The sequence below is a fragment of the Enterobacter sp. GER_MD16_1505_Eko_090 genome (assembly GCF_003331015.1).
GTDB classification, from domain to species: domain Bacteria; phylum Pseudomonadota; class Gammaproteobacteria; order Enterobacterales; family Enterobacteriaceae; genus Enterobacter; species Enterobacter roggenkampii.
Window position 1 is genome coordinate 90,823 of sequence record NZ_PUQF01000015.1, and the last position, 26,553, is coordinate 117,375.

Genomic DNA, 26,553 nt, shown 5'->3' on the forward strand with positions numbered 1-26,553 from the left:
TTATGCCTCACCCAGGTATGCGCGGATCACGTCCGGGTTGTTGCGGATCTCTTCCGGCGTGCCGTTTGCCAGCGGCGTACCCTGGTTAACCACGTAGATACGGTCGGAAATGCCCATCACCAGCTTCATGTCGTGCTCAATCAGCAGAATGGTGGTGTCGTGGTGATCGCGCAGTTCGGCAATCAGCTCGTCCAGCTCTTTGGTCTCTTTCGGGTTGAGGCCCGCCGCCGGTTCGTCGAGCATCAGGATTTCCGGCTGCGTCACCATGCAGCGCACAATCTCCAGGCGACGCTGATCGCCGTAGGCCAAGTTGCTCGCCTGACGGTTGGCGTGCTGCAGCAGGCCAATGCGGTCGAGCCAGGTGGCGGCGCGATCGAGCGCTTCATCCTGGGCGCGGCGGAAGGCCGGGGTTTTCAGCAGGCCGGAGAACAGCCCGGTTTTCAGCTGCTGATGCTGCGCCACCAGCAGGTTCTCAATCACCGTCATCTCGCGGAACAGACGCACGTGCTGGAAGGTACGCACTACGCCCATGCGGGCAATCTGCTGGCCCGGCAGCCCTTCAAGATGCTGATCGCGCAGCATGATGGTGCCGCCCGTCGGCTTGTAGAAGCCGGTCAGGCAGTTAAAGACCGTGGTTTTCCCCGCACCGTTCGGGCCAATCAGGGAGACAATCTCTTTCTTGTGCAGATCCAGATTCACGTTGTTGACCGCCAGCAGGCCGCCAAAACGCATCATCAGACCGTTAACGGATAATAATGGCTGACTCATGCCTGCTCTCCTTTCGCTTGCCCGTTCTTCAGCTTCAGCTGTGGACGGGTCATCGGCAGCAAGCCCTGCGGACGCCAGATCATCATCAGCACCATCAAACCACCCAGCATTAACATGCTGTATTCGTTAAAGTCGCGCATCAGCTCGCGCGAGACCACCAGCAGGATGGCCGCCAGGATAACGGCGAACTGCGAGCCCATCCCGCCCAGCACCACAATCGCCAGCACAAAGGCGGATTCGGCAAAGGTGAACGATTCCGGGCTGACGAAGCCCTGACGCGCGGCAAACAGCGTCCCGGCAAAACCGGCAAACGCGGCGCTGATGGTAAACGCGGTCAGCTTGATGCGGGTCGGGTTCAGGCCCAGGGAGCGGCAGGCGATCTCATCTTCGCGCAGCGCTTCCCACGCGCGGCCCAGCGGCATGCGCAGCAGGCGGTTAATCACGAACAGGGTGATGACCACCAGCAGCAGCGCCACCAGATAGAGCCAGATGACGCGGTCGGACGGGTCATACTTCACGCCGAAGAAGTTACTGAAGGTGTCCCAGCCGCCTTCGCGGGCGGTGCGACTGAACTCCAGGCCGAAGAAGGTTGGTTTCGGGATCTGGCTGATGCCGTTCGGGCCGCCGGTCACTTCGGTGTTGTTCAGCAGCAGGATACGGACGATTTCACCGAAGCCTAAGGTCACAATCGCCAGGTAGTCACCGCGCAGGCGCAGCACCGGGAAACCGAGCAGGAAGCCTGCGGCGGCAGAGACCAGCCCTGCCAGCGGCAGGCAGGTCCAGAAGCCGAGCCCGTAATAGTGGTTCAGCAGCGCGAAGGTGTAGGCGCCGATGGCGTAGAAGCCGCCGTAGCCCAGCACCAGCAGGCCTGAGAGCCCCACCACCACGTTCAGACCGAGACCGAGGATCACGTAGATCATGGTCAGGGTAGCGATATCCACGGTTCCACGAGACACCACGAACGGCCACGCCACGGCAGCCACCAGCAGCGCCACGAGGAACAGCTTCTGCTTAACGGTAGACCCGTCGATGGCCGGCAGGACGAATTTCGGCCCGGAGACGTTTTTCAGCGACTTCTGGAACAGCGGACGCAGCAGCTGGAACAGGAACACGACGGCGGTACCGATAAACACCCACTGCCAGCGGATGTCGGGGGCGGTATCCACCACCAGTTTGGTGCCATTCAGCTCAAGCTGGACGCCCATAAAGACGCCCGCCAGCACGAAGAACATGGCGGCAGAGAGCAGCGCCATTGCAAAATGCATCGGTTTCATACTTTCTCTACCTCCGGACGGCCCAGAATACCGGTAGGCATGACCAGCAGAACCAGAATCAGCAGGGCAAACGACACCACGTCTTTATATTCCGTGCTCAGGTACGCCGAAGAGAGCGCTTCCGCCACGCCCAGGATCAGGCCGCCAATCATCGCGCCCGGAATACTGCCGATACCGCCCAGCACCGCCGCGGTAAAAGCTTTCATCCCGGCCATAAAGCCGATGTACGGGTTGATCACGCCGTAGAACTGGCCGAGCAGCACGCCTGCGACGGCAGCCATCGAGGCGCCAATCACGAAGGTCAGGGCAATCACGCGGTCGGTGTTGATGCCGAGCAGGCTCGCCATCTTCAGGTCTTCTGCGCACGCGCGGCAGGCGCGTCCCATCCGCGAGTAGCGGATGAACAGCGTCAGGGCCAGCATCGCAATAAAGGTCACGACCCAGATAACCAGCTGCATGGTGGTGATAGAGGCCGCGAAGTTTTCGCTGGCTCCCACAATCCACTGGCCGTTAAACAGGCTTGGCAGCGCCACGTCGCGCGAGCCTTCGGTCAGGCTGACGTAGTTTTGCAGGAAGATCGACATCCCGATGGCGGAAATCAGTGCAATCAGGCGTTTGGAGCTGCGCACCGGCCGATAGGCCACGCGCTCGATGCTCCAGCCGTAGGCGCTGGCAATCACAATCGCGCCGACAAACCCGGCGGCGACCAGCAGCCAGCTGCTGTCGATGCCCATCATCATCAGGGCGGCGATAATCATAAAGGAGACATAGCTACCGATCATGTAGACCTCGCCGTGGGCGAAGTTGATCATGCCGATAATGCCGTAAACCATCGTATAGCCGATGGCGATCAGCGCGTAGGTGCTTCCCAGCGTGACGCCGTTAAACATCTGCTGCAGGAAATAGAGAAACTGCTCGGACATATGCAAACCTTTTTATACCCGCCCGTCATGCCGGGCGGTGGGATAATTATTTGGCGGCCGAAGACGAACCGTCGGCGTGCCACTTAAAGACACCAAACTCAAATCCCTTCAGATCGCCTTTCTCATCCCAGTTCAGCGGCCCAATCACGGTGTTCGCCCCGTGTGCTTTTAAATCTTTCACCAGATCCAGCGGTTCTTTGCTGCCGGTACGATCCAGCGCGGTGGCCAGAGACTGTACGGCGGCATAGGTGATCCAGACGTACGGACCACTCGGATCTTTCTTCTGCGCCTTGAGCGCATCCACGATAGCCTTGTTGGCCGGATCCTGGTCATAGCGTTTTGGCATCGTCACCAGCATGCCTTCGGCAGAATCCCCGGCGATGTTGGACAGGGAGGCATTGCCCACACCCTCTGGCCCCATAAACTGAGTTTTCAGACCGGTGGCGCGCGCCTGACGCAGCATCTGCCCCATCTCCGGGTAGTAGCCGCCGTAGTAAACAAAGTCGATATTCTCTTTTTGCAGACGGGCGATCAGCGCGGAGAAGTCTTTCTCACCGGCGGTAATGCCGTCGAAGAAGACGATGTTCGCGCCGCCTTTTTTCAGGCCGTCCTGAACGGAGCGCGCCAGGCCTTCGCCGTACTGCTGCTTGTCATGAATAATGGCGATACGCTGCGGCTTGACGGTTTCAAGGATGTATTTGGCGGCGGTAGGCCCCTGAGAGGAGTCCAGACCGGCGGTGCGCATGATGTGCTGGTAGCCGCGCTGGGTCAGCTCAGGGTTAGTGGCGCCAGGGGTGATCATCAGAATGCCTTCGTCTTCGTAGATGTCAGACGCGGGCTGGGTGGACGATGAGCACAGGTGGCCGATCACATACTGGATGCCATCGTTGACGATTTTGTTGGCGACCGCGACGGCCTGTTTCGGATCGCAGGCGTCGTCATACTCCACGCCCACCAGCTTGTCGCCCTTGATGCCGCCCTTAGCGTTGATGTCTTTGATGGCCTGGCGCGCACCGTTGAACTCCATGTCACCCCACTGGGCAACAGGGCCGGACATCGCACCCACTACCGCAACTTTTATGTCTTCCGCCATGGCGGCATGCGAGATCGACAGTGCGACCATCCCCGCGATTAACGTCTTCGCGTTCCTTTTCATCTCTGAATCCCCATTCGTGATGTCGTGTTTATATTTTGTTTTATTATGGTTAAAAAGCATTCTGTACTTTTAATGAACAACGCTATTTTTACCAGTGCCTTTAATGGTTTAGCGCAGGCTTTTGTCAAAAACCAGACTAAAATCTCTATTTTTCAGGAGATTAAGCAAAGATAATATTCTGAAATCAGGCAGAGATAAACAAATAAAAGTGCAGTTTGCAGCATAAAATAACGGTACAAAGCGCCGAATAAATCACTGCCATTCAGGTTAAAATCCTGCTTATTTTTCGATCCATGTGTTTTCAAACTGCCCAACGCGCTGCCAAAAAACTAATCACCTGGCAAACGGCGATAAAAAGAGGAAGCCGCTGAGCGAATAAATTGAGTACACTGCCTCTACTCAATTTGATTTGGACAAGCAGCTAATGAAACTGACTATCGTGCGTCTGGTGACCTTTAGCGACCAGGATCATATCGACCTGGGCAAGATCTGGCCGGAATATTCCCCTTCGTCGCTGGCCGTCGACGAAAATCACCGTATCTATGCCGCGCGCTTTAACGAGCGTCTTCTGGCCGCCGTTCGCGTAACGCTGAGCGGCACGGAAGGGGCGTTGGACTCGCTGCGCGTGCGTGACGTGACCCGCCGTCGCGGCGTGGGGCAGTATTTAATTGAAGAAGTGCTCCGCGAAAACCCGGGCGTGACATCATGGTGGATGGCCGACGTGGGCGTGGAAGACCGCGGCGTCATGGCGGCGTTTATGCAGGCGTTAGGGTTTACAGCGCAGGAGAGCGGGTGGGAGAAGCGCTAAAAGAAAGCCGGGTGGCGGCTGCGCCTTGCCCGGCCTACAATTTCTACCGCATTTTCCCAAGCATTTCGTGTTGCAGGAAGGCGGCAAGTTATGAAATCCCCGGGAGCTTACATAAGTAAGTGACCGGGGTTGAATAACGCAGCCAACGCACCTGCGGCGCGAAAGGCGACGGGAAAATTATTTGGCGTCGGTCGCCGTGCCGTTAGCATGCCAGTCAAACACGCCGAACTCGAAGCCCTTCAGGTCGCCCTTCGTGTCCCAGGAGAGAGGCCCCATAACGGTTTCGACGGTGTTCGCTTTCAGCCAGGTGGCAATCTCAGCCGGATCGGCTGACTGGTTCAGGCCCGCCTGCAGCGACTGCAGCGCAGCATAGGTGGTCCAGACGAACGCGCCGCTTGGATCCTGTTTCTTCGCCTTGATGGCATCTACGATAGGTTTGTTCGCAGGAACCTGGTCGTAGTTCTTCGGTTTGGTCACCAGCAGGCCTTCAGCGGATTCACCTGCGATGTTAGACAGAGAAACGTTCGCCACCCCTTCCGGGCCCATGAACTGGGTTTTCAGACCCGCCGCGCGCGCCTGGCGCAGGATCTGGCCCATTTCCGGGTGGTAGCCGCCGTAGTATACGAAGTCGATATTCTCTTTCTTCAGACGCGCCACCAGGGTGGAGAAGTCTTTCTCACCGGCGGTGATCCCGTCGAAGAACACCACATCGGCATTGGCTTTCTTGAGGTTGTCCTGCACTGAACGCGCCAGACCTTCACCGTACTGCTGCTTGTCATGAACGATGGCAATGCGTTTCGGCTTCACTTTTTCAACGATGTACTTCGCCGCGGTTGGGCCCTGGTCAGAGTCCAGCCCGGTGGTACGCAGGGTCAGCTTGTAACCGCGTGCGGTCAGCTCCGGTGCGGTCGCAGCCGGGGTGATCATCAGGATACCTTCGTCTTCGTAGATGTCAGACGCGGGCTGAGTAGAAGAAGAGCACAGGTGACCGATAACGTATTTGATCCCGTCGTTCACCACTTTGTTCGCGACCGCGACCGCTTGTTTCGGGTCACAGGCATCATCATATTTTACGATCTGCAGTTTTTCGCCCTTAATACCGCCTTTGGCATTAATGTCTGCAACCGCCTGTTCTGCGCCAGTAAACTCCTGGTCGCCGTACTGCGCTACCGGTCCGGACATGGCGCCAACCACAGCCACTTTAATGTCTGCCTGCGCCATGGTGCTGAATGCCAACGCGATACATCCTGCCAGTAACGCTTTACCCTTCATGTTCATCCTGAGATTCCCCATTATTATGGTTATTACGATTGTTGTGATGTTGTTGTGCAGCGCTTTATTTCAGTTATAGGTGTGCTGTTCGCGCTTTTTCAGCATACTCTGCTAAAACATACCCCATTTTTATGATTTTGGAATAGCAAATTTGAAATGAATATATGATAAGCCCGGCAGAGAGTTCCGCCGGGCATGTGGCTTTAACGTGTCAGCGACGCGGAGATAATGTCCAGCGCTTTACGGAACTGCACTTCGGGAATCGTCAGCGGATACAGGAAACGAATGACGTTGCCGTAAACGCCGCAGCTCAGAAGCAGCAGACCTTCCTGCAATGCACGCTCCTGCACCTGGCGGGTAAATTCCGGCGAAGGCTGACCCGTTTGCGGATCGTTAAACTCCACCGCCACCATCGAGCCCTGCGCGCGAATATCCGCGATATACTGGCAGTGTTCCTTCGCCTTGTTCAACACTTCCACCAGGTGATGGCCAAGATGCGCCGATCGCGTGCAGAGATCCTCTTCGTCAATCACGTCCAGCACGGCGTGCGCCGCCGCAATCGCCAGCGGGTTACCCGCGTAGGTACCGCCCAGCCCACCCGGCGCGGGCGCATCCATCACTTCAGCACGGCCCGACACCGCCGAGAGCGGCATCCCGCCCGCCAGGCTTTTCGCCATAGTGATCAGATCGGCCTTCACGCAGTGATGTTCCATCGAGAACAACTTGCCGGTGCGGGCGAAGCCGCTTTGCACCTCGTCGGCAATCAGCAAAATGCCGTGGGTATCGCACAGGGCGCGCAGCGCCTGCATAAAATCAGCCGGGGCGATGTTGAAACCGCCCTCTCCCTGAACCGGTTCGAGAATAATCGCCGCGACCTGGTCAGGGGCAATATCCGCTTTAAAGATGCGTTCCAGGCTTTTCAACGCTTCCGCCGTGCTGACGCCGTGCAGTTCATTCGGATACTGGGCGTGATACACCGAGCCGGGGAAGGGTCCGAATCCGAGCTTGTACGGCGCAACTTTGCCGGTCAGCGCCATGGTCATAAAGGTGCGGCCGTGGAACGCGCCGCCGAAGGTGATAAGGCCGGGGCGTTTGGTAAAGGCGCGGGCAATTTTCACCGCGTTTTCGACCGCCTCAGCCCCCGTCGAGAAGAACGCGGTTTTGGCCGGGCCGTCAATCGGCACGCGCTGGTTGATGCGCTCGGCAAGCGCCACGTAGCCTTCGTACGGCACAATCTGGTAGGCCGTGTGGGTAAACGCGTGGAGTTGTTTTTCGATGGCGGAAATGACTTTAGGATGGCGATGGCCGGTATTCAGCACCGCGATCCCGGCGGCGAAGTCGATGTACTCATTGCCTTCCACGTCCCACACCGTGGCGTTTTCGGCTTTATCGGCATAGAAGTTACACATCACCCCGATGCCGCGCGGCGTCGCCTGTAACCGCCGGTCGTTCAGTTCGTTGTTTTTCACCCTGTCCCCCTGAGAAAGTCGCCTGCTTAGCGCATCAGTAAGTGTTTGCCAGGGGGAGGGAATTCGCCAGAGCGGGCGCTAAAAAAACAAAACCCCCAGACTCTCATCCAGGGGTTCTCGGTGTACTTCGCGTTAATTACGCTTCGATAGCGGCGCGAAGTTTCTTCATGGCGTTCTTTTCAAGCTGACGGACACGTTCCGCAGAGACGCCGTAGCGGTCGGCCAGCTCCTGCAGCGTGGACTTGTTGTCTTCATCCAGCCAGCGGGCGCGGATAATATCCTGGCTACGTTCGTCGAGGCCTTCCATCGCATAGCTCAGCTTGTTCGCGGCCTGATCTTCCCAGTTATCCTCTTCGATGCCGTCGGCAAAGTTAGAGGTTTTATCCTGCAGATACAGAACCGGTGCCATCGGCTGGCTGTCAGATGCGTCGTCGTCGGAAGACATGTCAAAAGTCATGTCCTGCGCGGCCATACGGGATTCCATCTCACGCACGTCTTTGCTGGATACGCCCAGCTCGCGCGCCACCATTTCCACTTCATCCTGATTGAACCAGCCCAGACGCTGCTTGGTTTTACGCAGGTTGAAGAACAGTTTGCGTTGCGCTTTTGTCGTGGCGACTTTCACGATACGCCAGTTGCGCAGCACGTATTCATGAATTTCTGCTTTGATCCAGTGGACGGCGAAGGAGACCAGTCGCACCCCCACTTCCGGGTTAAAGCGACGCACAGCCTTCATCAGGCCGATGTTACCTTCCTGAATCAAGTCCGCCTGCGGCAGGCCATAGCCCGCATAATTACGAGCAATGTGAACAACAAAGCGCAGGTGAGACAGGATCAGCTTTTTCGCTGCTTCCAGATCGCCCTGGTAATGCAGCTTTTCAGCAAGCTCCTTTTCTTCCTCGGCCGTTAACATCGGCCAGGTGTTCGCAGCCCGGATATAGGATTCCAGGTTACCAACAGGGGCTAAAGCTAAAGTTTGCATTTCTTTGGTCATTCATTCCTCTCAGTGTTTCTTCTGGTCCAGGCTGTCCCCGTCAGGCAACAACCATGCCAAAGCGTTTGAGCAACGAGATTAGCATTCACTCTTTTATCAGACAGTGATTTTATCCACAAGTTCCAGGTGCAACGGTGAATAAATTACGCACAAAATGTGACATGGAGATGATAACAGGGGAAGAGACAACAGGGACGCTTTCCCTGCAGAGCGAACATCTCGGTGCAGGGAAAGATTATATCACGCTTTTATTAGTCGGGAGTAAAGTGACGTAAATGTTGAACGGTTGCCAGCCACGCTGCCACCCACCCAATCATCGAACACACCAGCAGCAGTAACAGGCACTCATCGAACCCTAAGCCACTGATATCAAACTTCGTTCCGAAAACCTGCGCCACTTCAGTCACGGCAGAGGAAAGCCGCATCACCAAAATTTCTGACAATATCAGTGAAAGAAATGCGCCGGAAAAACCGAGCAGTGCGCCACCGTAAAGGAACGGTCGGAGGATGAAGCCATCCGTCGCACCAATCAGTTTCTGCACGTTGATGGTATCGCGACGAGCGAAGATGCTCAGGCGTACGCTGTTGCCGATGACGAGGAAGACCGCCGCCACCATCAGCACGCCAATCATCGCCGCGATGCGGCCTACCAGCCCGGTCAAAGCAGCGAGACGCGCAAACCAGCTGTCATCCATGCGCACTTCATCAATGCCCTTAATGCGCGTGATGCGATCGCGCAGGGTGTTAAGCGAATCGGTCCCCTGGAAATCCAGCTTCGGGATCACCACCGCCACGGCGGGCAGCGGGTTCTCTTCAAGCATATCCAGCGCACCGCCAAAGCCTGACCAGTTGCGGAACTCGCCCAGCGCGTCTTCACGTGAAAGATAGTTGACCTTCTCCACGCCCTGCTCGGCCTGAATTTGCCCAACCACCTGCGCCGCCGCGTTATCGTCGAGCGCTTTATCCAGATAGACCGTGATCTGCGGAGACGGATAATACTGCGACGCCGCCTGGTTGACGTTCTTGTAAACCATGTAGCAGACGCTTGGCAGCGTCAGGGAGATGGCGATTACCATCACCGTCAGGAACGTCGCCAGCGGTTTGCTTTTCAGGTCCTGCAGCGCGCCGTGGAACGCGTAGCGCACCTGCTCGTTAAAGACGTTGGTTTTGCGGGAGGCCGGTTTTGGCGCGGCCTTCTGGCGCTTCGGCGCATTACGATTGCCGTCACCCCCGCCCTGCGGCTTACGGAAACGGTCAAACCGGTTCCCGAACTGCCGAATCTGGTTTATTGCATCACGCTTGTTCACCGTGGCCTCCGTGCAAATGCCCGTCGCTCAGGGTCAGCATGCGGTACGAACGACGGGAAATCAGCCCGATGTCGTGCGTTGCCATCAATACGGTAACCCCTACGCGGTTAAACTCCTCAAACAGACGCAAAATCCCTTCTGACAGGGCATCGTCCAGGTTACCGGTCGGTTCATCCGCCAGCAGCACAGCAGGCTTGTTCACCACCGCGCGGGCGATGCCCACGCGCTGCTGTTCACCGCCGGAGAGCTGGATCGGGAAGTTCTTCGCTTTGTCCAGTAGCCCGACCTTATCCAGCGCCGCAGAGACGCGGCGGCGGATATCGTCATAGCTGGCGCCGGCAATAATCAGCGGAATGGCCACGTTATCGAAAACGGTGCGATCCATCAGCAGGTGGTGATCCTGGAAAATCATGCCGATCTGACGACGCAGGAACGGCACCTCACGGTTTTTCAGACGGCTGATCTCATGGCCGCTGAAAAAGATTTTTCCGGCGCTTGGCCGCTCGATCCCACAGATAAGCTTGAGCAGGGTACTTTTCCCCGCGCCGGAATGGCCGGTCAGGAATGCCATCTCGCCCGGCTGCAGGTGGAAGGTCACCCCCTGCAGCGCTTGTCTCCCACCGAGATAGGCCTTGCTGACGTGTTCAAAGCGAATCATTGTTAGTCCTCTCGGGCAAATAATGCCTCAATAAAGTCGTCCGCCTTAAACGGACGTAAATCCTCAATACGCTCGCCCACACCGATGTAACGGATAGGAATGCCGAACTGGTCGGCCACGGAGAAGATCACCCCGCCTTTCGCGGTGCCGTCCAGTTTGGTCAGCGTGATTCCCGTCAGTCCTACCGCTTCATGGAACAGTTTTGCCTGGCTGATGGCGTTTTGTCCGGTGCTGGCATCAATGGTCAGCATAATTTCATGCGGTGCGTCTTCGTCCAGCTTCTTCATGACGCGAACGATCTTCTTCAGCTCTTCCATCAGGTGCGATTTGTTCTGCAAACGCCCTGCGGTATCGGCAATCAGCACGTCCACGTTGCGCGCCTTCGCCGCCTGGATGGCGTCAAAGATCACGGATGCGGAATCCGCGCCGGTATGCTGAGCAATCACCGGGATGTTGTTGCGCTGGCCCCAGACCTGCAGCTGCTCAACCGCCGCCGCACGGAAGGTATCGCCCGCCGCCAGCATCACCGATTTGCCCTGCTGCTCGAACTGACGCGCCAGCTTGCCGATGGTGGTGGTTTTACCCACGCCGTTCACGCCAACCATCAGAATAACAAATGGCGTTTTGCCTTCAATATTAAGCGGTTCGTCAACTTTTGCGAGAATTTCACCCATCTCGTCTTTCAGCAGGCCGTACAGCGCTTCGGCGTCACGCAATTGCTTGCGGCTCGCCCCTTCGGTCAGATTGGCAATGATCTTACGGGTGGTTTCCACCCCAACGTCCGCAATCAGCAGCTGCTCTTCCAGCTCTTCAAACAGATCGTCGTCGATCTTCTTGCCGCGGAACAGACTGATAAATCCGGAACCTAAGTTTTCTTTGGTTTTAAGCAGGCTGCGCTTCAGGCGCGCGAAGAAACCCTCTTTGGTCGGTTTTTCCTGCTCCTGAACGGTCTCTTCTTCGGCCTGCTCTTCTACCGGCACAACGATGACCGCTTCTTCAGCCGCTTCCGCCGCCAGCGCCTGGGCTTCCAGCTCTTCGTCGGTCAGCTCCGGCTCGAGCGGCGCTTCTTCTTCCACCGCCTCAACGATTTCAACGGTTTCCGCTTCGGCCTGCCACTCTTCGGCAGACACCGCTTCGTCTTTGACCTCTTCCGGCAGCGGAAGCTCTTCGTGTTCGATAGCGGCCTGTGGCGCTTCGATAGCGGCTTCTACGACAACCGGTTCTGGCTTCTCGCTCTCCTGAACCTGTTCAGTGACCTCAACCACCTCTTCAGCAAAGGTTTCAACCTCTTCTTTGCTGTGCGCCGTTTCTTCCGCATCGACAACCGCGGCGGTTTCTACTGGCGTTTCAGGCTGCGATGGCTCTTCAACGGCTTGTTGCTCTTCGGTTTTCTGTTCTGTTTCTTGCTCTTTTTCACCGAAGCCCAGCCAGGAAAAGAAGCCACGTTTTTTTTGTTTTGCCATCTGCGACTACACTCCTCGCGGCGCTATATACATGGAAGCTAAAAAAATGATGAAATAGTCTAACACTTTACTTAATTGACATCACCGCCCGCAATCGCAGGCCAATTGTTAACAGAGCTTTCCTGAGATGAAGAAACCCAACCGCGCCCCGGCCGGTCAAATTCGTATTATCGGCGGTCAGTGGCGAGGCCGGAAATTACCGGTGCCGGACAGCCCCGGTTTACGCCCTACTACCGACCGCGTGCGCGAGACGCTGTTTAACTGGCTGGCCCCGTCAATGGTAGACGCCCGCTGCCTGGACTGCTTCGCCGGTAGCGGCGCGCTCGGGCTGGAAGCGCTGTCGCGCTATGCTGCCAGCGCCACGCTGCTGGAGATGGAGCGCGGCGTGGCGCAGACGCTGCAGCAAAATCTGGCGACGCTGAAAGCGAGCAACGCGAAAGTGGTTAACACCAACACGCTGAGCTTCCTCGCGCAAAAGGGCACGCCGCACACCGTGGTGTTTGTCGACCCGCCGTTCCGCAAGGGGCTGCTGGAAGAGACGTTATCCCTGCTGGAGCAAAACGGCTGGCTGGCGGATGACGCATTGATTTACGTGGAAAGCGAAGTGGAAAACGGTTTGCCGCCGGTTCCCGCTCACTGGGATCTGCACCGTGAAAAAGTGGCAGGTCAGGTTGCTTATCGTCTGTATCACCGTCAGGCACAAGGAGGATCCGATGCCGGTACTGATTAATCTGGGACGTTTGCTGATGCTGGGCGTCTGGGCGTTTTTGCTGCTCAACCTGGTGCACCCGTTCCCGCGCCCGATGAATATTTTCGTTAACGTGGCGCTGATTTTCACCTCGTTCATGCACGCCCTGCAGATGGTGATGCTGAAAAACGGTCTGCCGAAAGATGGCCCGCAGATGACGGGCTGGCAGCAGCTGCGCGTGTTTATTTTCGGCGTGTTTGAGCTGCTGGTTTGGATGAAGAAGTTTAAGGCGCAGGTGAAGAAGTAAGGTGCGTTTAGTCGCCCGGTGGCGCTTCGCTTACCGGGACTACGAAACCACGTAGGCCGGGCAAACGCAGTGCCGCCCGGCGTTACAACTCCGGAACAAACCCCTCAAACCGCGATCCTTTGTAACTCAGCGTTCCTTTCTCTCCCACCGTCAGCTGGTGGTACTGCTGCGCCTCCAGGCGGAAGGTTATCTCCAGGCCGCCCGTTTCCGGCTTAAAGCTCGCTTCATAACGCATTGTTGTGCCCGCAGGCGTCACCTGCTGCTGGCGCGAGCGGCGGTCATTGAGCGGCTTTTCGCGTTTGTTCGTCACCACCACGCGCTTTTGCATCAGCGGCGCGGCATCGTTATCCGCCTTCTCGCGGCGCTGCTGCACGAAGCGGAACGAGGCGGCAATGACGATAATCGCCACCACGATAATGAAAAACAGCGGCATCTTGCTCATTCAACTATCCCATCAGATTATGCGGAATTCAGGATACCCTGCCTTCCCCGGCATTGCCAAACGCCCGCCCGCGTCACTACACTGGATCAGAAACTGATTATTCAGACTTAACAGATACAGGGAGTTAATATGCTTTGGTCATTTATCGCTGTCTGTTTTTCCGCATGGCTTTATGTCGATGCGTCGTACCGTGGTCCCACCTGGCAGCGCTGGCTGTTTAAACCCGTCACGCTGTTGCTGCTCCTGCTGCTGGCCTGGCAAGCACCGATGTTTAATGCCGTCAGCTATCTGGTCCTCGCCGGGCTGTGCGCCTCTCTGATTGGCGATGCCTTAACCCTGCTGCCGCGCCAGCGCCTGCTGTATGCCGTAGGGGCATTTTTCCTGTCGCATCTGCTGTATACCATCTACTTCGCCAGCCAGATGACGCTCTCTTTCTTCTGGCCGCTGCCGCTGGTCCTGCTGGTGATTGGTGCCCTGCTGATCGCGGTGATCTGGTCGCGTCTGGAAGAGATGCGGTTGCCGATCTGCACGTTTATCGCCATGACGCTGGTGATGGTATGGCTGGCAGGTGAACTGTGGTTCTTCCGTCCGACCGCTCCGGCGATGTCCGCGTTCTTCGGGGCCGCGCTGCTGCTGATTGGGAATATCGTGTGGCTGGGCAGCCACTATCGCCGCCGTTTCCGGGCGGATAACGCGATTGCCGCCGCCTGCTACTTTGCCGGGCACTTCCTGATTGTGCGTTCGCTGTATATCTAAATAACGCTTGACTCTGGAGTCGACTCCAGAGTGTATGCTGCGGTTAATGAGAAAATTATCATTGCCGGAGACTGCCATGTCGACTCCAGAAACACCCAAAAAAGTCCCTCAATTCTCGGCGCTTAAGCTCAGTCCCGTTCCGTCGAAAGGTGGCTGCTGCTGCGAAGGCGCGTGCGAAACGCAAACTCAAACGCTTCCTGAAAGCGGCAACCGCTACAGCTGGGTCGTTAACGGCATGGACTGCGCTGCCTGCGCCCGCAAAGTGGAAAATGCGGTGAAACAGGTGCCGGGCGTCAGCCACGTTCAGGTGCTGTTCGCCACCGAAAAGCTGCTGGTTAGCGCCGATAACGACGTCAGCAAACAGGTTGAGGACGCGGTAAGCAAGGCAGGTTACAGCCTGCGTAGTGAAGCCGCGCCCGCGGAAAAAACCTCTTCACTGAAAGAAAACCTGCCGCTCATTACCCTGATCATCATGATGGCCCTGAGCTGGGGGCTGGAACAGATCAACCATCCGTTCGGCAACCTGGCGTTTATCGCCACCACGCTGGTCGGGCTGTTCCCGATTGCCCGCCAGGCACTGCGTCTGATGAAAAGCGGCAGCTGGTTCGCCATTGAAACGCTGATGAGCGTGGCGGCCATCGGCGCGCTGTTTATTGGCGCGACGGCAGAAGCGGCGATGGTATTGCTGCTGTTCTTAATCGGTGAACGTCTTGAGGGCTGGGCGGCGAGCCGGGCGCGTAAAGGGGTCAGCGCGCTGATGGCGCTGAAGCCTGAAACCGCCACACGGGTAAATAACGGCAATCGTGAAACGGTGGCGATTAATACCCTGCGTCCCGGAGACGTGATTGAAGTCGCCGCGGGCGGTCGTTTACCCGCCGACGGCGCGCTGGTTACCGCCACCGCCAGCTTCGACGAGAGCGCCCTGACCGGGGAATCCATTCCGGTAGAACGCGCGGCAGGTGAAAAAGTGCCTGCTGGCGCCACCAGCGTCGACCGTCTGGTGCAGCTCACCGTGCTTTCCGAGCCGGGTGACAGCGCCATCGACCGCATCCTGAAGCTGATTGAAGAGGCCGAAGAGCGCCGCGCGCCGGTCGAACGCTTTATCGACCGCTTCAGCCGCATCTACACGCCCGCCATTATGCTGGTTGCCCTGCTGGTCACCGTCGTCCCACCGCTGTTCTTTGGCGCGCCGTGGGAGGGGTGGATTTATAAAGGGCTGACGCTATTGCTGATCGGCTGCCCGTGCGCGCTGGTGATTTCCACCCCGGCGGCCATTACCTCCGGGCTGGCGGCTGCGGCACGTCGCGGGGCGCTGATTAAGGGCGGCGCGGCGCTGGAGCAGCTGAGTCAGGTGCAGCATATCGCCTTCGATAAAACCGGCACGCTGACCGTCGGCAAGCCGCAGGTGACCGGCGTGTATTCGCAGGGCATCAGTGAAGACGAACTGCTGATCCTGGCCGCCGCCGTTGAGCAGGGTTCCACTCACCCGCTGGCGCTGGCGATTGTGCGAGAAGCGCAGTCGCGCGGGCTGAATATCCCACCGGCAACCGCTCAGCGGGCGCTGGTAGGCTCCGGGATTGAGGCCACCGTTGACGGTAAAAAAGTTCTGATTGTCGCGGCGGGCAAGTCTTCTCATCCAGAGGTGGAGGCGTTAGAACAGACCGGACAAACTGTCGTGACCGTCATGCAGGACGGCGTCGCAAAAGGGATGCTGGCGCTGCGCGACACCCTGCGCGATGACGCAAAAGAAGCCGTGGCGGCGCTGCATCAGCTGGGCGTGCAGGGGGTGATTCTCACCGGCGATAACCCTCGCGCGGCGGCAGCGATTGCCGGTGAGCTGGGGCTGGCGTTTAAGGCCGGATTACTACCGGCGGATAAGGTCAGCGCGGTAACGGAGCTGAACGCGCACGCCCCGCTGGCGATGGTCGGAGACGGGATTAACGATGCCCCGGCGATGAAGGCGTCCACCATCGGCATTGCGATGGGCAGCGGCACCGACGTGGCGCTAGAGACGGCGGACGCGGCGCTGACCCACAACCGCCTGACCGGACTGGCGCAGATGATCGATCTTGCGCGGGCGACGCGTGCCAACATCCGCCAGAACATCGGCATCGCGCTGGGGCTGAAGGGGATTTTCCTGGTGACCACCCTGCTGGGCATGACCGGGCTTTGGCTGGCGGTACTGGCGGATACCGGCGCGACGGTGCTGGTGACGGCGAACGCGCTGCGGCTGCTGCGTCGCCGGTAAAAAAACGCCCGGTGGCGCTGACGCTTACCGGGCCTACATATCCTGCTAAAACGTAGGCCGGGTAAGGCGAAGCCGCCACCCGGCTTTTTTATATGAAGTAGCTCATCGCCAGCCCTAAAAACAGCACCAGACCGACGTAGTTATTGTTCATAAACGCCTTGAAGCAGGCGTCGCGTTCGCGCTTCGCAATCAGCTTTTGCTGGTACGCAAACAGCAGCCCCGCCACCAGCACCGACCAGTAAAACGCCCAGTTCAGCCCGTTCAGGCGGCCAATCGCCACCATCAGCGCCAGCACGGCGACCTGCAGAATCCCGATAATCAGCTTGTCCTGACGGCCAAAGAGGATGGCGGTGGATTTGATGCCAATTTTCAGGTCATCGTCGCGGTCAACCATCGCGTATTGCGTGTCGTAAGCCACGGCCCAAAGTATGTTCGCCAGGAACATCAGCCAGCAGCTGAGCGGTAAGGACTCACTAACTGCCGCAAACGCCATTGGAATCGACCAGCCAAACGCTGCGCCCAGCACCACCTGAGGCAGGTGGGTATAGCGCTTCATGAACGGATAAACCCAGGCCAGTGCCAGCGCCGCAACGGAAAGCAGTATGGTCATGGTGTTCAGGGTTAACACCAGCAGGAAAGAGAGCAGCACCAGAACAGCAAACAGCACGCGAGCTTCTTTCCCGGTCACCTGTCCGCTGGGTAACGGACGACCGGCAGTCCGCTTTACATGGCCGTCGAATTTACGATCGGCATAATCATTGACCACGCAGCCCGCTGCGCGCATCAGCCAGACGCCAGCAACAAACACGCCCAGGATCCACAGCGGCGGCACGCCCGGCGTGGCGACCCACAGCGCCCATAAGGTCGGCCACAGCAGCAGTAACGCGCCAATCGGTTTATCGGTACGCATTAAGCGGTGATACGCCAACAGCTTATTCTGCGTCAGGCTCCACTCCATTTTTTCTTCCTCTTAGTACAACGGTGATGCCGGTAAAAAAAGCTCCGTCAGAATTAACGGTTTACCGCTCAGGCGAAGGCGGGAACGACGCCCCCACAGTTCGGCATCACGACCAATTTCAATAAAATCCCGGGTAAGTTCTGACGAGGTGAAGAGGTAACGCCCCAGCGGCGTTTTCCCCAGACGCTGCAGCGCCAGCTCGGGCCCGGAAAGGGTGGACTCGGGCACCACCGTCCGTCCGGCAAGCCACGGCTCGCCGTCAGCGCAGAGTAAAATTTCACGCAGCCAGTAACGTGGCTCGTGCGGCAGCAGCGGCAGCTCGTTGGCGATCTCATCGCCGGAGACAAACCCTTCCTGAATCAGGGTCACCGTGACCGTTTTTCCCTGCTGCTCAAAACGTTTTGTCATGGAATCTTCCAGCAACAGCCAGTCCAGCTGCTGCGGATCAAGCGCAGGTATTTGGTCGAAATAGCGCAGCGCACGCAGTTGCGTTAGCGCAGGGTGTGACATGCCAGACTCTCCGATACATAACGTACAGGCATTGTATCGCAGAAACGCGGATTGAGGGGGGCCAAACGTTATTTAACGATCACGATCGCAACAAGAGTGCAACAGCCCGGCGGAGACGAAAAAAAGTGCGCCCACTCAGGCGCACCAAACGACTAACAAATCAGCATTGTGGGGAAACGGTTACCCCTTGCCTTTTACACTGCTGATAAAGGTGGAACGGGCAGTGGTTGAACCTAAACGTTCGGCTTCATCAAGCAGCTTCAGCGCTTTATCGACATCGCCGCGCTTCACCGCCTGCTTGATGGCATTGTTGAAGTATTCTTCGGTGTCGTTCAGTACCGGCTCCGCTTTCTTCGCCGGGGCCGGCGCTGCGGTCGCTACCGGTGCGGCTGCCGTGGCAGCGGGTGCGGTATAGGCAGGCGCAGCGGTGTTGCCCACGGTGACAGGGCCGGTACCGGAGGAGCCAAACAGCGGGCCGACCAGGACGCTGGACGCACTGCTGGTCGACACTTTCAGCTTCACAAGGCCGTCAGTGGTGTGGCGGGCGATCGGATCCGGGATATCCGGTGCGGCGTTACCTACGCCTTTGGCATAGGCCTTCGCAGGATCAAGCAGCGTGGTGGTTTGCTGCAAATCTTTTTCCGTGGTGAAGACGAGTACATAAATTTTCTGCTGACCCAGCGCAGGCGTCAGGCGCATTACCCCTTCCAGGCGATCGGCGCTCATGACACCCGGTTCCTGATAGGTAAAATATTCGCTCGGGAAGAACGCAGAAGGCGTCATGTTCTGGTCAAGAATCAGCACGTTCGGCGCAAAGACGCTGGTCTGTTTATTGACTTCACTGGAGAGCGTTAACGTCAGTTCGCCAATGTTAGCGGGCACGCTGTACGCGACCACCGGACCACTAATACCCGGAACATTAAGCGGTTGCCCACCCGTCGAGAGCTGGGTCGTTTGGGCTTTAGATTGATCGACAGGCGTCCAGACCAGCTGTTGCAACGCAGCTGCCGGAATGGCCGGCGCGGATGTTGTGTTTTGCGGAACGAAATTCACATTAGCGAGCGTTACAGCAGGCGCGCTCGCCAGCAACCCTGCGGATAAACAAAGGGCAAGGAGAGTTTTGTTCATTTTCATTGTTATCACCTCAAAATGCACAGGTCAGCGGTAGCCAGGCAATAGCGCGCCGTCCCAAGGATTGAGGGGCTTGCGCCCCTCAGTTTGGTCATTACGTCAGATTAAGACGGGATTACCACCAGATTTCCATCTGGGCGCCGAAGGACCACTCATCGTTGTCACCACGGCTGTAGGTTGTGGCTTTGGTATCGCTTTTTGCAATGCCGTTGTCATAACCCCATTTCTCATCCCACTTCGCGTAAGTTGCGAAGACACGGATCGCTGGACGGGACCAGATGCTGTTACCGGCCTGCCATTGCTGTGCAAGGGTAATTTTGTACTGGTTGTTGGTATCGTCAGTTTTCTGCGACTTAACGTTGTCGTAGCCAACTTCAAGCAAGGTACTCATGATTGGCGTCCATTTATACATTGGGCGCACACCCACGGTGTACCAGGTCGTACCGTTGTTGTCGTCACGATCGATATCCTGATACATACCGACGTACATCAGATCCCAGCTGTCACCCAGAGAGATCGCACCGTGGTCGAGAATACGAACCAGGGAACCGTTGTTGTTAATCTTGTTATTTACAACACCAATTTCAGCGTCTTTGTCATAGTTGTTGCCGGTGAAGGAACCCTGCGGAATACCTTTGCCCTGAGTGGTCATTGCATCGGTAGCGTACTGGACAACAAACTTGTTGTAGCCTTTCAGCATGCTCTGGGTATGTTCAGCGGTGAACATCCAGCCATCTTTAGATGCGCCGTCAGCGAAGCTGTAACCGTCAGTTTTGTTAGCTCGGCCATAGTCAACACCCAACTCCAGCGTGCCGCCCGGGTTGATTTCCATCTGCGCCAAGCGCACATCGAAGACGTCGTTAGCGGTGTCTTTGAAGTCATGATAGATATCGTTGCTGGTGAAGATGTATGAGCCGCCTGCTTCCTGAGAACGGGTCGCTGCCAGAGACAGTTTACCGAAGCCCAGATCGACGTTTTCGATACCGGCACCAGGACCTGAAATATCCCAGTAGTAGAAGTCGATCATGTGAACGTCATGACGCTGATAGAAGCGCTTACCGGCCCAGATGGTGGAACCTGGCAGCCACTCAATCAGGTTTTTACCCTGCACGTTGGCTTCACGGAACGCCGGGTCGGTAGCTTCCCAGTCGTTCTGTTGCGCCACGGAGTACGCTACGTTGGTGTCGAAGTAGAAGCTCTTGTCGCCTTCTTTCCACACTTCCTGGCCCAGCTTCAGTTCCGCATAGGTTTCACATTCGTTACCCAGACGGTATTTACTTTGGGCACCGGTTGCCTGGAAGCACTGCTGTTCGCCGCCACTACCCGTCCAGCCGATACCGGAACGAGCATAACCATGGAAATCCACGGCCAGTGCCTGAGCAGACATTACGCCCGCTGCGACGGCAACTGCCAGAGGAAGTTTGCGCAGAGTAATCATCATTCTATCTCCTGAGATCATTGCTTTTCTTTGAACACTTCACCTGTCGGTTTCGTGTCTTCTTTTGGGATTGCTTAAACGCCTGGCTCTTTGTGCAACCGACGACATGCGGTGCCATCCTCACGGAACAGATGGCAGCGCTCTGGCGGCAAGCCGATAGCGAATGTGGCACCCTCTTCTACCAACACCACGTCATTCTGGCGGTAGACCAGGTTCTGACGGATGGCGGGGATCTGGATATGAATCTGTGTTTCGTGACCAAGCTGTTCGACGACCTGAACCTCACCTTCCAGCGTCACATCGGCAATGTGGCTCGGCAGTAAATGCTCAGGACGAATACCGAGGGACATATTTGCCCCCACCTGTACGTTGGCGCTGTCGACCGGCAGCCAGACCTGCTGGCGGTTTGGCAGCTCCACCTGTACCTGTTCAATGGCTGTCGCGGTCACTTTGACGGGCAGGAAGTTCATCTTTGGCGAGCCAATGAAGCCCGCAACAAATCGGTCTGCCGGGTAGTGATACAGCTCCAGCGGTTTGCCCACCTGCGCCACGCGGCCGGCATCCAGCACCACGATTTTGTCGGCGAGGGTCATCGCTTCGACCTGATCGTGGGTGACGTAAATCATCGTGCGGCCAAGACGCTTGTGCAGACGGGAGATTTCGATACGCATCTGGACGCGCAGGGCGGCATCCAGGTTGGAAAGCGGTTCATCGAGCAGGAAGACGCGCGGCTCGGCGACCAGGGTACGGCCAATCGCCACACGCTGACGCTGACCGCCGGAAAGCGCTTTCGGTTTACGCTCCAGCAGGTGCGCCAGCTGTAATACTTCCGCCACCTGCGTCACGCGCTGGTTAATCACCTCTTTCTTCGCGCCGGCCAGCTTCAAACCAAAGGACATGTTCTCGGCGACGGAAAGATGGGGATAGAGTGCATAAGACTGGAACACCATGCCTACGCCACGTTCGGCAGGCGGGATGTCATTCATTCGGGTATCACCGATCAGCAGGTCGCCGCTGGTGATGGTTTCAAGACCGGCAATCATACGCAGCAGGGTTGATTTACCGCAGCCTGATGGGCCGACAAATACCACGAATTCACCTTCGTGGATGTCCAGATTGATGTCTTTCGACACCACAACGTCACCCCAGGCTTTCGTTACATTACGCAGCTGTACGCTCGCCATGCCCTTCTCCCTTCGTTACAACCTGTCACCGACAGAAACATTCAAGATAAGGTGACTATGGGGGATCCATTACTTTCACGAATCCTCCACCCCCCGGCTTTTTTATGGGGGAGGAGGCGGGAGGATGAGAGAGCAGGCTCTGCGACCGGCGTGGGCGGGCTGAGGCAAAATTCGTGAAGCCGCCTGCAAAATTCAGTGCGTTTTTATGTGCGCCAGCACTCATAACTTAAATTTATGCAACGGAGATCACACAAACGGGGGGTGGGGCGTAGGGGTTGGGAGGATGGAAAGAGGATGTCAAATAAGGAGACTGAGTCACGTTGAACCACTGAAGTCATACCACGAGACATCACCAAAAAGGATGGCAGATATGAATATCAAGACTGGCGCACGCGTTTTCGCATTGTCCGCCCTTGCAGCAATGATGATTTCCGCACCGGCGCTCGCCAAAATTGAAGAAGGCAAGCTGGTTATCTGGATTAACGGCGACAAGGGCTATAACGGCCTGGCCGAAGTGGGCAAAAAATTCGAGAAAGACACCGGCATCAAAGTGACCGTAGAGCATCCGGACAAACTGGAAGAGAAATTCCCGCAGGTTGCGGCAACCGGCGACGGCCCGGACATCATCTTCTGGGCGCATGACCGTTTTGGCGGTTACGCACAGTCTGGCCTGCTGGCTGAAGTCACCCCGGACAAAGCTTTCCAGGACAAACTGTTCCCGTTCACCTGGGACGCCGTTCGCTATAACGGCAAGCTGATCGCTTACCCTGTCGCGGTTGAAGCCCTGTCTCTGATTTACAACAAAGACCTGGTCCCTAACCCACCGAAAACCTGGGAAGAGATCCCGAAACTGGATAAAGAGCTGAAGGCGAAAGGTAAATCTGCCCTGATGTTCAACCTGCAAGAGCCGTACTTCACCTGGCCGCTGATTGCTGCCGACGGCGGTTACGCGTTCAAGTTTGAAAACGGCAAATACGACGTGAAAGACGTAGGCGTCGACAGCGCGGGCGCGAAAGCGGGCCTGACCTTCCTGGTCGACCTGATCAAGAACAAACACATGAACGCGGATACCGATTACTCCATCGCGGAAGCGGCGTTCAACAAAGGCGAAACCGCGATGACCATCAACGGTCCGTGGGCCTGGACCAACATCGACAAGAGCAAAGTCAATTACGGCGTGACGCTGCTGCCAACCTTCAAAGGCAAGCCGTCTAAACCGTTCGTTGGCGTGCTGAGCGCAGGCATCAACGCCGCCAGCCCGAACAAAGAGCTGGCGAAAGAGTTCCTGGAAAACTACCTGCTGACCGATCAGGGTCTGGATGAAGTGAACAAGGACAAACCGCTGGGTGCCGTTGCGCTGAAATCCTTCCAGGATCAGCTGGCGAAAGACCCACGTATCGCGGCCACCATGGATAACGCCCAGAAAGGCGAAATCATGCCGAACATCCCACAGATGGCCGCATTCTGGTACGCCACCCGTACCGCGGTTATCAACGCTGCAAGCGGTCGTCAGACCGTTGATGCCGCGCTGAAAGATGCTCAGGGTCGTATTACTAAGTAAGTCTGAAAAACGGCGGGTAGCGCGTGCGCTTACCCGCCCTACGACTACGGCACGATCCGTAGGTCAGGTAAGCGCAGCGCCACCTGACGATAAGATTCCACCGTTGTAGAGGAAGAACCCCATGGATGTCATTAAAAAGAAACGCTGGTGGCAAAGCGACGCGCTGAAATGGTCAGCGATCGGTCTGCTGTGTCTGCTGGTGGGTTACCTTGTTGTTTTAATGTACGTACAAGGGGAATATCTGTTCGCCATCATGACGCTGATTTTAAGCTCTGCTGGCCTGTATATTTTCGCCAACCGTAAAGCCTATGCCTGGCGCTATGTCTACCCGGGCGTGGCCGGGATGGGGCTGTTTGTCCTGTTCCCGTTGATTTGTACCGTCGCTATTGCGTTTACCAACTACAGCAGCACCAACCAGCTTGCGCAGGAACGCGCGCAGCAGGTCCTGCTGGACCGCTCATACCAGGCAGGCAAGACCTTTAACTTCGGCCTGTATCCTGCAGGCAACGAATGGAAGTTAGCGCTTACTGACGAAGCAAGCGGGAAATACTATGTCTCTGACGCCTTCAAATTTGGCGGCGAGCAGAAGCTGGCCTTAAAAGAGGCCCAGGCTCTGCCGGAAGGTGAACGTGCCAACCTGCGCGTCATCACCCAAAACCGTCAGGCGCTGACCCAGCTCACCGCCGTGCTGCCAGACGACAGCAAAGTGATCATGAGCTCGCTGCGCCAGTTCTCCGGCACCCAACCGCTCTATACCCTGGCGGATGACGGCACGCTGACCAACAACCAGAGCGGCGTGAAGTACCGTCCGAATAACGACATTGGTTTCTATCAGTCCATTACTGCCGACGGCAAATGGGGTGATGACAAACTCAGCCCGGGCTATACCGTCACCATCGGCTGGGACAACTTTACCCGCGTATTTACCGACGAAGGCATTCAGAAACCGTTCTTCGCCATCTTCGTCTGGACGGTGGTCTTCTCCGTACTGACCGTGATCCTGACCGTGGCCGTGGGTATGGTGCTGGCCTGTCTGGTCCAGTGGGAATCCCTGAAGGGCAAAGCGATTTACCGCGTGCTGCTGATTCTGCCGTATGCCGTACCGTCGTTTATCTCGATTCTGATTTTCAAAGGGCTGTTTAACCAGAGCTTCGGTGAAATCAACATGATGCTGAGCGCGCTGTTTGGCATCAAACCGGCCTGGTTCAGCGACCCGACCACCGCCCGCTCGATGATCATCATCGTGAACACCTGGCTGGGCTATCCGTACATGATGATCCTGTGCATGGGGCTGCTGAAGGCCATCCCGGATGACCTGTACGAAGCTTCGGCGATGGACGGCGCGGGTCCGTTCCAGAACTTCTTTAAGATTACGCTGCCGCTGCTCATCAAGCCGCTCACCCCGCTGATGATTGCCAGCTTCGCCTTTAACTTTAACAACTTCGTGCTGATTCAGCTGTTGACCAACGGCGGCCCGGACCGTCTTGGCACCACCACGCCGGCAGGCTATACCGACCTGCTCGTGAGCTACACCTACCGTATTGCCTTCGAAGGCGGCGGCGGTCAGGACTTCGGTCTGGCGGCAGCGATTGCCACCCTGATCTTCCTGCTGGTGGGCGCCCTGGCGATTGTGAACCTGAAAGCCACACGTATGAAATTTGACTAAGGAGGGCACTGAACATGGCTATGGTACAACCCAAATCTCAGAAACTGCGCCTCCTGGCGACGCACCTGGGCCTGCTGATTTTTATCGCGGCGATCATGTTCCCGCTGCTGATGGTTATCGCCATCTCCCTGCGTTCGGGTAACTTCGCCACCGGGAGCCTGATCCCGGACGAAATCTCCTGGGAGCACTGGAAGCTCGCGCTGGGCTTCAGCGTGGAACACGCGGATGGCCGCGTCACGCCGCCGCCGTTCCCGGTGCTGCTGTGGCTGTGGAACTCGGTGAAAATCGCAGGCATTACTGCGATCGGTATCGTGGCGCTGTCCACCACCTGCGCTTACGCCTTTGCCCGCATGCGTTTCCCGGGCAAAGCGACGCTGCTGAAAGGGATGCTGATTTTCCAGATGTTCCCGGCGGTGCTGTCGCTGGTGGCGCTGTATGCCCTGTTTGACCGCCTGGGCCAGTACATTCCGTTTATCGGTCTGAACACCCACGGCGGCGTGATCTTCGCCTATCTTGGCGGTATCGCACTGCATGTGTGGACCATTAAGGGCTATTTCGAAACCATCGACGGCTCGCTGGAAGAAGCGGCCGCGCTGGATGGGGCTACCCCGTGGCAGGCGTTCCGCCTGGTGCTGTTGCCGCTGTCGGTGCCGATTCTGGCGGTAGTGTTTATCCTGTCGTTTATCGCTGCGATCACCGAAGTACCGGTTGCCTCACTGTTACTGCGTGATGTGAACAGCTACACCCTGGCCGTAGGGATGCAGCAATATCTCAACCCGCAAAACTACCTGTGGGGCGACTTTGCCGCGGCGGCCGTACTCTCTGCCATCCCGATTACCGTGGTGTTCCTGCTGGCACAGCGCTGGCTGGTGAACGGCCTGACGGCGGGCGGTGTGAAAGGTTAAGTTTCATTTTGTTATGCCACTGCAACCCTCAACTTTAGACGTATTGTATTGACCCAACTTGTGACTGTTGTTAGGCGGCCTCCGGGCCGCCATTTTTTTATTCGCGTTTCAGCCGCTTCGAGTTACACAGCCAGAGGGTGATCACCAGCAGCAGGATCGCCGCCGAGTAGATCAGCACATCGAGCGGGGATTTATGATCGACGATGATCAGCCGCACAATCGCGGTGATCCCAATGTAGACAAAATAACGCAGCGGGAAGTGAAAGCCGGACTGAAAATACTTCACAATCAGGGCGATAAATTCAAAGTAGAGAAAGTAGACCACCAGGCCTTCCACCAGCGCATATTTGCTGGTTTGTTCAGGGGCGAACAGCACATCCGCCAGATGCACCGTCTCCTTACCCAAAAAGACGACCAGGATCAGGCCAAGGCTCAGCAGACCGAGGTTCAGCACGGTCTGGAGGACAGTTGAGATAAACTCAACGCGCGGGCGAGTCAGGGATGTCATACAGCACCTCATTCTCCAGGGCGAGGTTTCTGTATAACGCAAAAATGTGACGGGGATCTATATTTTTTGTTTATGTTTGGCGCATTCGCCCGGTGGCGCTGCGCTTACCGGGCCTACAAAAACCGTAGGCCGGGCAAACGCAGTGCCGCCCGGCGTGAA

25 protein-coding genes are annotated in these 26,553 nt (G+C 57.1%); 8 read left to right on the plus strand and 17 right to left on the minus strand.

The annotated features are described in order from the left end of the window. The 4 genes from livG to livK are packed head-to-tail and all read right to left on the minus strand — an operon-like array spanning position 1 to position 4,121. Positions 1-768: a high-affinity branched-chain amino acid ABC transporter ATP-binding protein LivG gene (gene livG / locus C6A40_RS17425; RefSeq protein ID WP_008500101.1), complete on the minus strand. Its 768-nt coding sequence runs from the start codon at positions 766-768 to the stop codon at positions 1-3. Beyond that, entirely contained in the window at positions 765-2,042 is a 1,278-nt protein-coding gene (gene livM / locus C6A40_RS17430) for a branched chain amino acid ABC transporter permease LivM (RefSeq protein ID WP_008500100.1), read from the minus strand. The genes livG and livM overlap by 4 nt, the downstream gene beginning before the upstream one ends. Continuing rightward, positions 2,039-2,965, minus strand: coding sequence for a high-affinity branched-chain amino acid ABC transporter permease LivH (livH, locus tag C6A40_RS17435; protein WP_021242737.1), 927 nt, complete (start codon positions 2,963-2,965; stop codon positions 2,039-2,041). Before livH ends, livM begins: the two co-directional genes overlap by 4 nt. 46 nt (positions 2,966-3,011) lie before the next feature. Next, positions 3,012-4,121, minus strand: a complete 1,110-nt coding sequence (gene livK, locus C6A40_RS17440; RefSeq protein ID WP_008500098.1) for a high-affinity branched-chain amino acid ABC transporter substrate-binding protein LivK — start codon at positions 4,119-4,121, stop codon at positions 3,012-3,014. Positions 4,122-4,545: 424 nt separating this feature from the next. On the opposite strand from livK, the gene panM reads away from it, so the two are divergent. Beyond that, the gene (gene panM / locus C6A40_RS17445) at positions 4,546-4,929 is read left to right on the plus strand and encodes an aspartate 1-decarboxylase autocleavage activator PanM (RefSeq protein ID WP_008500097.1); all 384 of its coding nucleotides are present in this window, start codon (positions 4,546-4,548) and stop codon (positions 4,927-4,929) included. A 177-nt stretch (positions 4,930-5,106) separates the two neighbouring features. On the opposite strand, the gene livJ is transcribed toward panM, so the two are convergent. The 6 genes from livJ to ftsY form a co-directional block, all read right to left on the minus strand. After that, positions 5,107-6,207 (minus strand): branched chain amino acid ABC transporter substrate-binding protein LivJ, encoded by a 1,101-nt coding sequence (livJ, locus tag C6A40_RS17450; RefSeq protein WP_021242735.1) that lies wholly within the window; start codon positions 6,205-6,207, stop codon positions 5,107-5,109. A 197-nt stretch (positions 6,208-6,404) separates the two neighbouring features. Beyond that, the gene (locus C6A40_RS17455) at positions 6,405-7,670 is read right to left on the minus strand and encodes a 4-aminobutyrate--2-oxoglutarate transaminase (protein WP_114191320.1); all 1,266 of its coding nucleotides are present in this window, start codon (positions 7,668-7,670) and stop codon (positions 6,405-6,407) included. A gap of 136 nt (positions 7,671-7,806) precedes the next feature. Continuing rightward, positions 7,807-8,664 (minus strand): RNA polymerase sigma factor RpoH, encoded by an 858-nt coding sequence (rpoH, locus tag C6A40_RS17460; RefSeq protein ID WP_008500093.1) that lies wholly within the window; start codon positions 8,662-8,664, stop codon positions 7,807-7,809. Between the two features lie 251 nt (positions 8,665-8,915). Beyond that, positions 8,916-9,971 (minus strand): permease-like cell division protein FtsX, encoded by a 1,056-nt coding sequence (gene ftsX, locus C6A40_RS17465; protein WP_025912214.1) that lies wholly within the window; start codon positions 9,969-9,971, stop codon positions 8,916-8,918. Next, a complete protein-coding gene (gene ftsE / locus C6A40_RS17470; protein ID WP_008500091.1) occupies positions 9,958-10,629 on the minus strand; it encodes a cell division ATP-binding protein FtsE in 672 nt (223 codons plus the stop codon). Before ftsE ends, ftsX begins: the two co-directional genes overlap by 14 nt. Positions 10,630-10,631: 2 nt before the next feature. Beyond that, positions 10,632-12,092 carry a signal recognition particle-docking protein FtsY gene (ftsY, locus tag C6A40_RS17475; RefSeq protein ID WP_045335137.1) on the minus strand — a complete coding sequence of 487 codons (1,461 nt, stop codon included), beginning with the start codon at positions 12,090-12,092 and terminating at the stop codon, positions 10,632-10,634. A gap of 127 nt (positions 12,093-12,219) precedes the next feature. Between ftsY and rsmD the strand changes: the two genes are divergently transcribed. Together rsmD and C6A40_RS17485 are read left to right on the plus strand one after the other, a co-directional pair. Further along, positions 12,220-12,822 carry a 16S rRNA (guanine(966)-N(2))-methyltransferase gene (rsmD, locus tag C6A40_RS17480; protein ID WP_008500089.1) on the plus strand — a complete coding sequence of 201 codons (603 nt, stop codon included), beginning with the start codon at positions 12,220-12,222 and terminating at the stop codon, positions 12,820-12,822. Further along, a complete protein-coding gene (locus C6A40_RS17485) occupies positions 12,806-13,087 on the plus strand; it encodes a DUF1145 family protein (protein WP_008500088.1) in 282 nt (93 codons plus the stop codon). The genes rsmD and C6A40_RS17485 overlap by 17 nt, the downstream gene beginning before the upstream one ends. Before the next feature lie 82 nt (positions 13,088-13,169). Here C6A40_RS17485 and C6A40_RS17490 read toward each other — a convergent pair whose 3' ends face one another. Further along, positions 13,170-13,529: a DUF2500 domain-containing protein gene (locus C6A40_RS17490; RefSeq protein WP_045335135.1), complete on the minus strand. Its 360-nt coding sequence runs from the start codon at positions 13,527-13,529 to the stop codon at positions 13,170-13,172. Between the two features lie 129 nt (positions 13,530-13,658). Here C6A40_RS17490 and C6A40_RS17495 point away from each other — a divergent pair, with 129 nt between their 5' ends. Then, positions 13,659-14,285 carry a lysoplasmalogenase gene (locus tag C6A40_RS17495; RefSeq protein WP_008500086.1) on the plus strand — a complete coding sequence of 209 codons (627 nt, stop codon included), beginning with the start codon at positions 13,659-13,661 and terminating at the stop codon, positions 14,283-14,285. A gap of 76 nt (positions 14,286-14,361) precedes the next feature. Beyond that, positions 14,362-16,533 (plus strand): Zn(II)/Cd(II)/Pb(II) translocating P-type ATPase ZntA, encoded by a 2,172-nt coding sequence (gene zntA, locus C6A40_RS17500; RefSeq protein ID WP_045335133.1) that lies wholly within the window; start codon positions 14,362-14,364, stop codon positions 16,531-16,533. Positions 16,534-16,621: 88 nt separating this feature from the next. Here zntA and ubiA read toward each other — a convergent pair whose 3' ends face one another. The 5 genes from ubiA to malK form a co-directional block, all read right to left on the minus strand. Then, positions 16,622-17,491, minus strand: a complete 870-nt coding sequence (ubiA, locus tag C6A40_RS17505) for a 4-hydroxybenzoate octaprenyltransferase (protein ID WP_008500084.1) — start codon at positions 17,489-17,491, stop codon at positions 16,622-16,624. Positions 17,492-17,503: 12 nt separating this feature from the next. Further along, positions 17,504-18,001: a chorismate lyase gene (gene ubiC, locus C6A40_RS17510; RefSeq protein WP_021242729.1), complete on the minus strand. Its 498-nt coding sequence runs from the start codon at positions 17,999-18,001 to the stop codon at positions 17,504-17,506. Between the two features lie 180 nt (positions 18,002-18,181). Continuing rightward, entirely contained in the window at positions 18,182-19,135 is a 954-nt protein-coding gene (gene malM / locus C6A40_RS17515; RefSeq protein ID WP_008500082.1) for a maltose operon protein MalM, read from the minus strand. Positions 19,136-19,247: 112 nt separating this feature from the next. Beyond that, positions 19,248-20,573, minus strand: a complete 1,326-nt coding sequence (locus C6A40_RS17520; protein WP_008500081.1) for a maltoporin — start codon at positions 20,571-20,573, stop codon at positions 19,248-19,250. 71 nt (positions 20,574-20,644) lie between these two features. Then, positions 20,645-21,754 carry a maltose/maltodextrin ABC transporter ATP-binding protein MalK gene (malK, locus tag C6A40_RS17525; RefSeq protein ID WP_008500080.1) on the minus strand — a complete coding sequence of 370 codons (1,110 nt, stop codon included), beginning with the start codon at positions 21,752-21,754 and terminating at the stop codon, positions 20,645-20,647. Between the two features lie 370 nt (positions 21,755-22,124). On the opposite strand from malK, the gene malE reads away from it, so the two are divergent. From malE to malG, 3 genes are all read left to right on the plus strand, one after another. Beyond that, positions 22,125-23,315 carry a maltose/maltodextrin ABC transporter substrate-binding protein MalE gene (gene malE, locus C6A40_RS17530; RefSeq protein WP_008500079.1) on the plus strand — a complete coding sequence of 397 codons (1,191 nt, stop codon included), beginning with the start codon at positions 22,125-22,127 and terminating at the stop codon, positions 23,313-23,315. Positions 23,316-23,436: 121 nt separating this feature from the next. After that, a complete protein-coding gene (malF, locus tag C6A40_RS17535; protein WP_021242728.1) occupies positions 23,437-24,981 on the plus strand; it encodes a maltose ABC transporter permease MalF in 1,545 nt (514 codons plus the stop codon). A 14-nt stretch (positions 24,982-24,995) separates the two neighbouring features. Then, positions 24,996-25,886 carry a maltose ABC transporter permease MalG gene (gene malG / locus C6A40_RS17540; protein ID WP_008500077.1) on the plus strand — a complete coding sequence of 297 codons (891 nt, stop codon included), beginning with the start codon at positions 24,996-24,998 and terminating at the stop codon, positions 25,884-25,886. 97 nt (positions 25,887-25,983) lie between these two features. Here the strand turns inward: malG and psiE are convergent, their stop codons facing one another. Next, positions 25,984-26,394: a phosphate-starvation-inducible protein PsiE gene (gene psiE, locus C6A40_RS17545; RefSeq protein ID WP_021242727.1), complete on the minus strand. Its 411-nt coding sequence runs from the start codon at positions 26,392-26,394 to the stop codon at positions 25,984-25,986. Between the last annotated feature and the right edge of the window lie 159 nt (positions 26,395-26,553).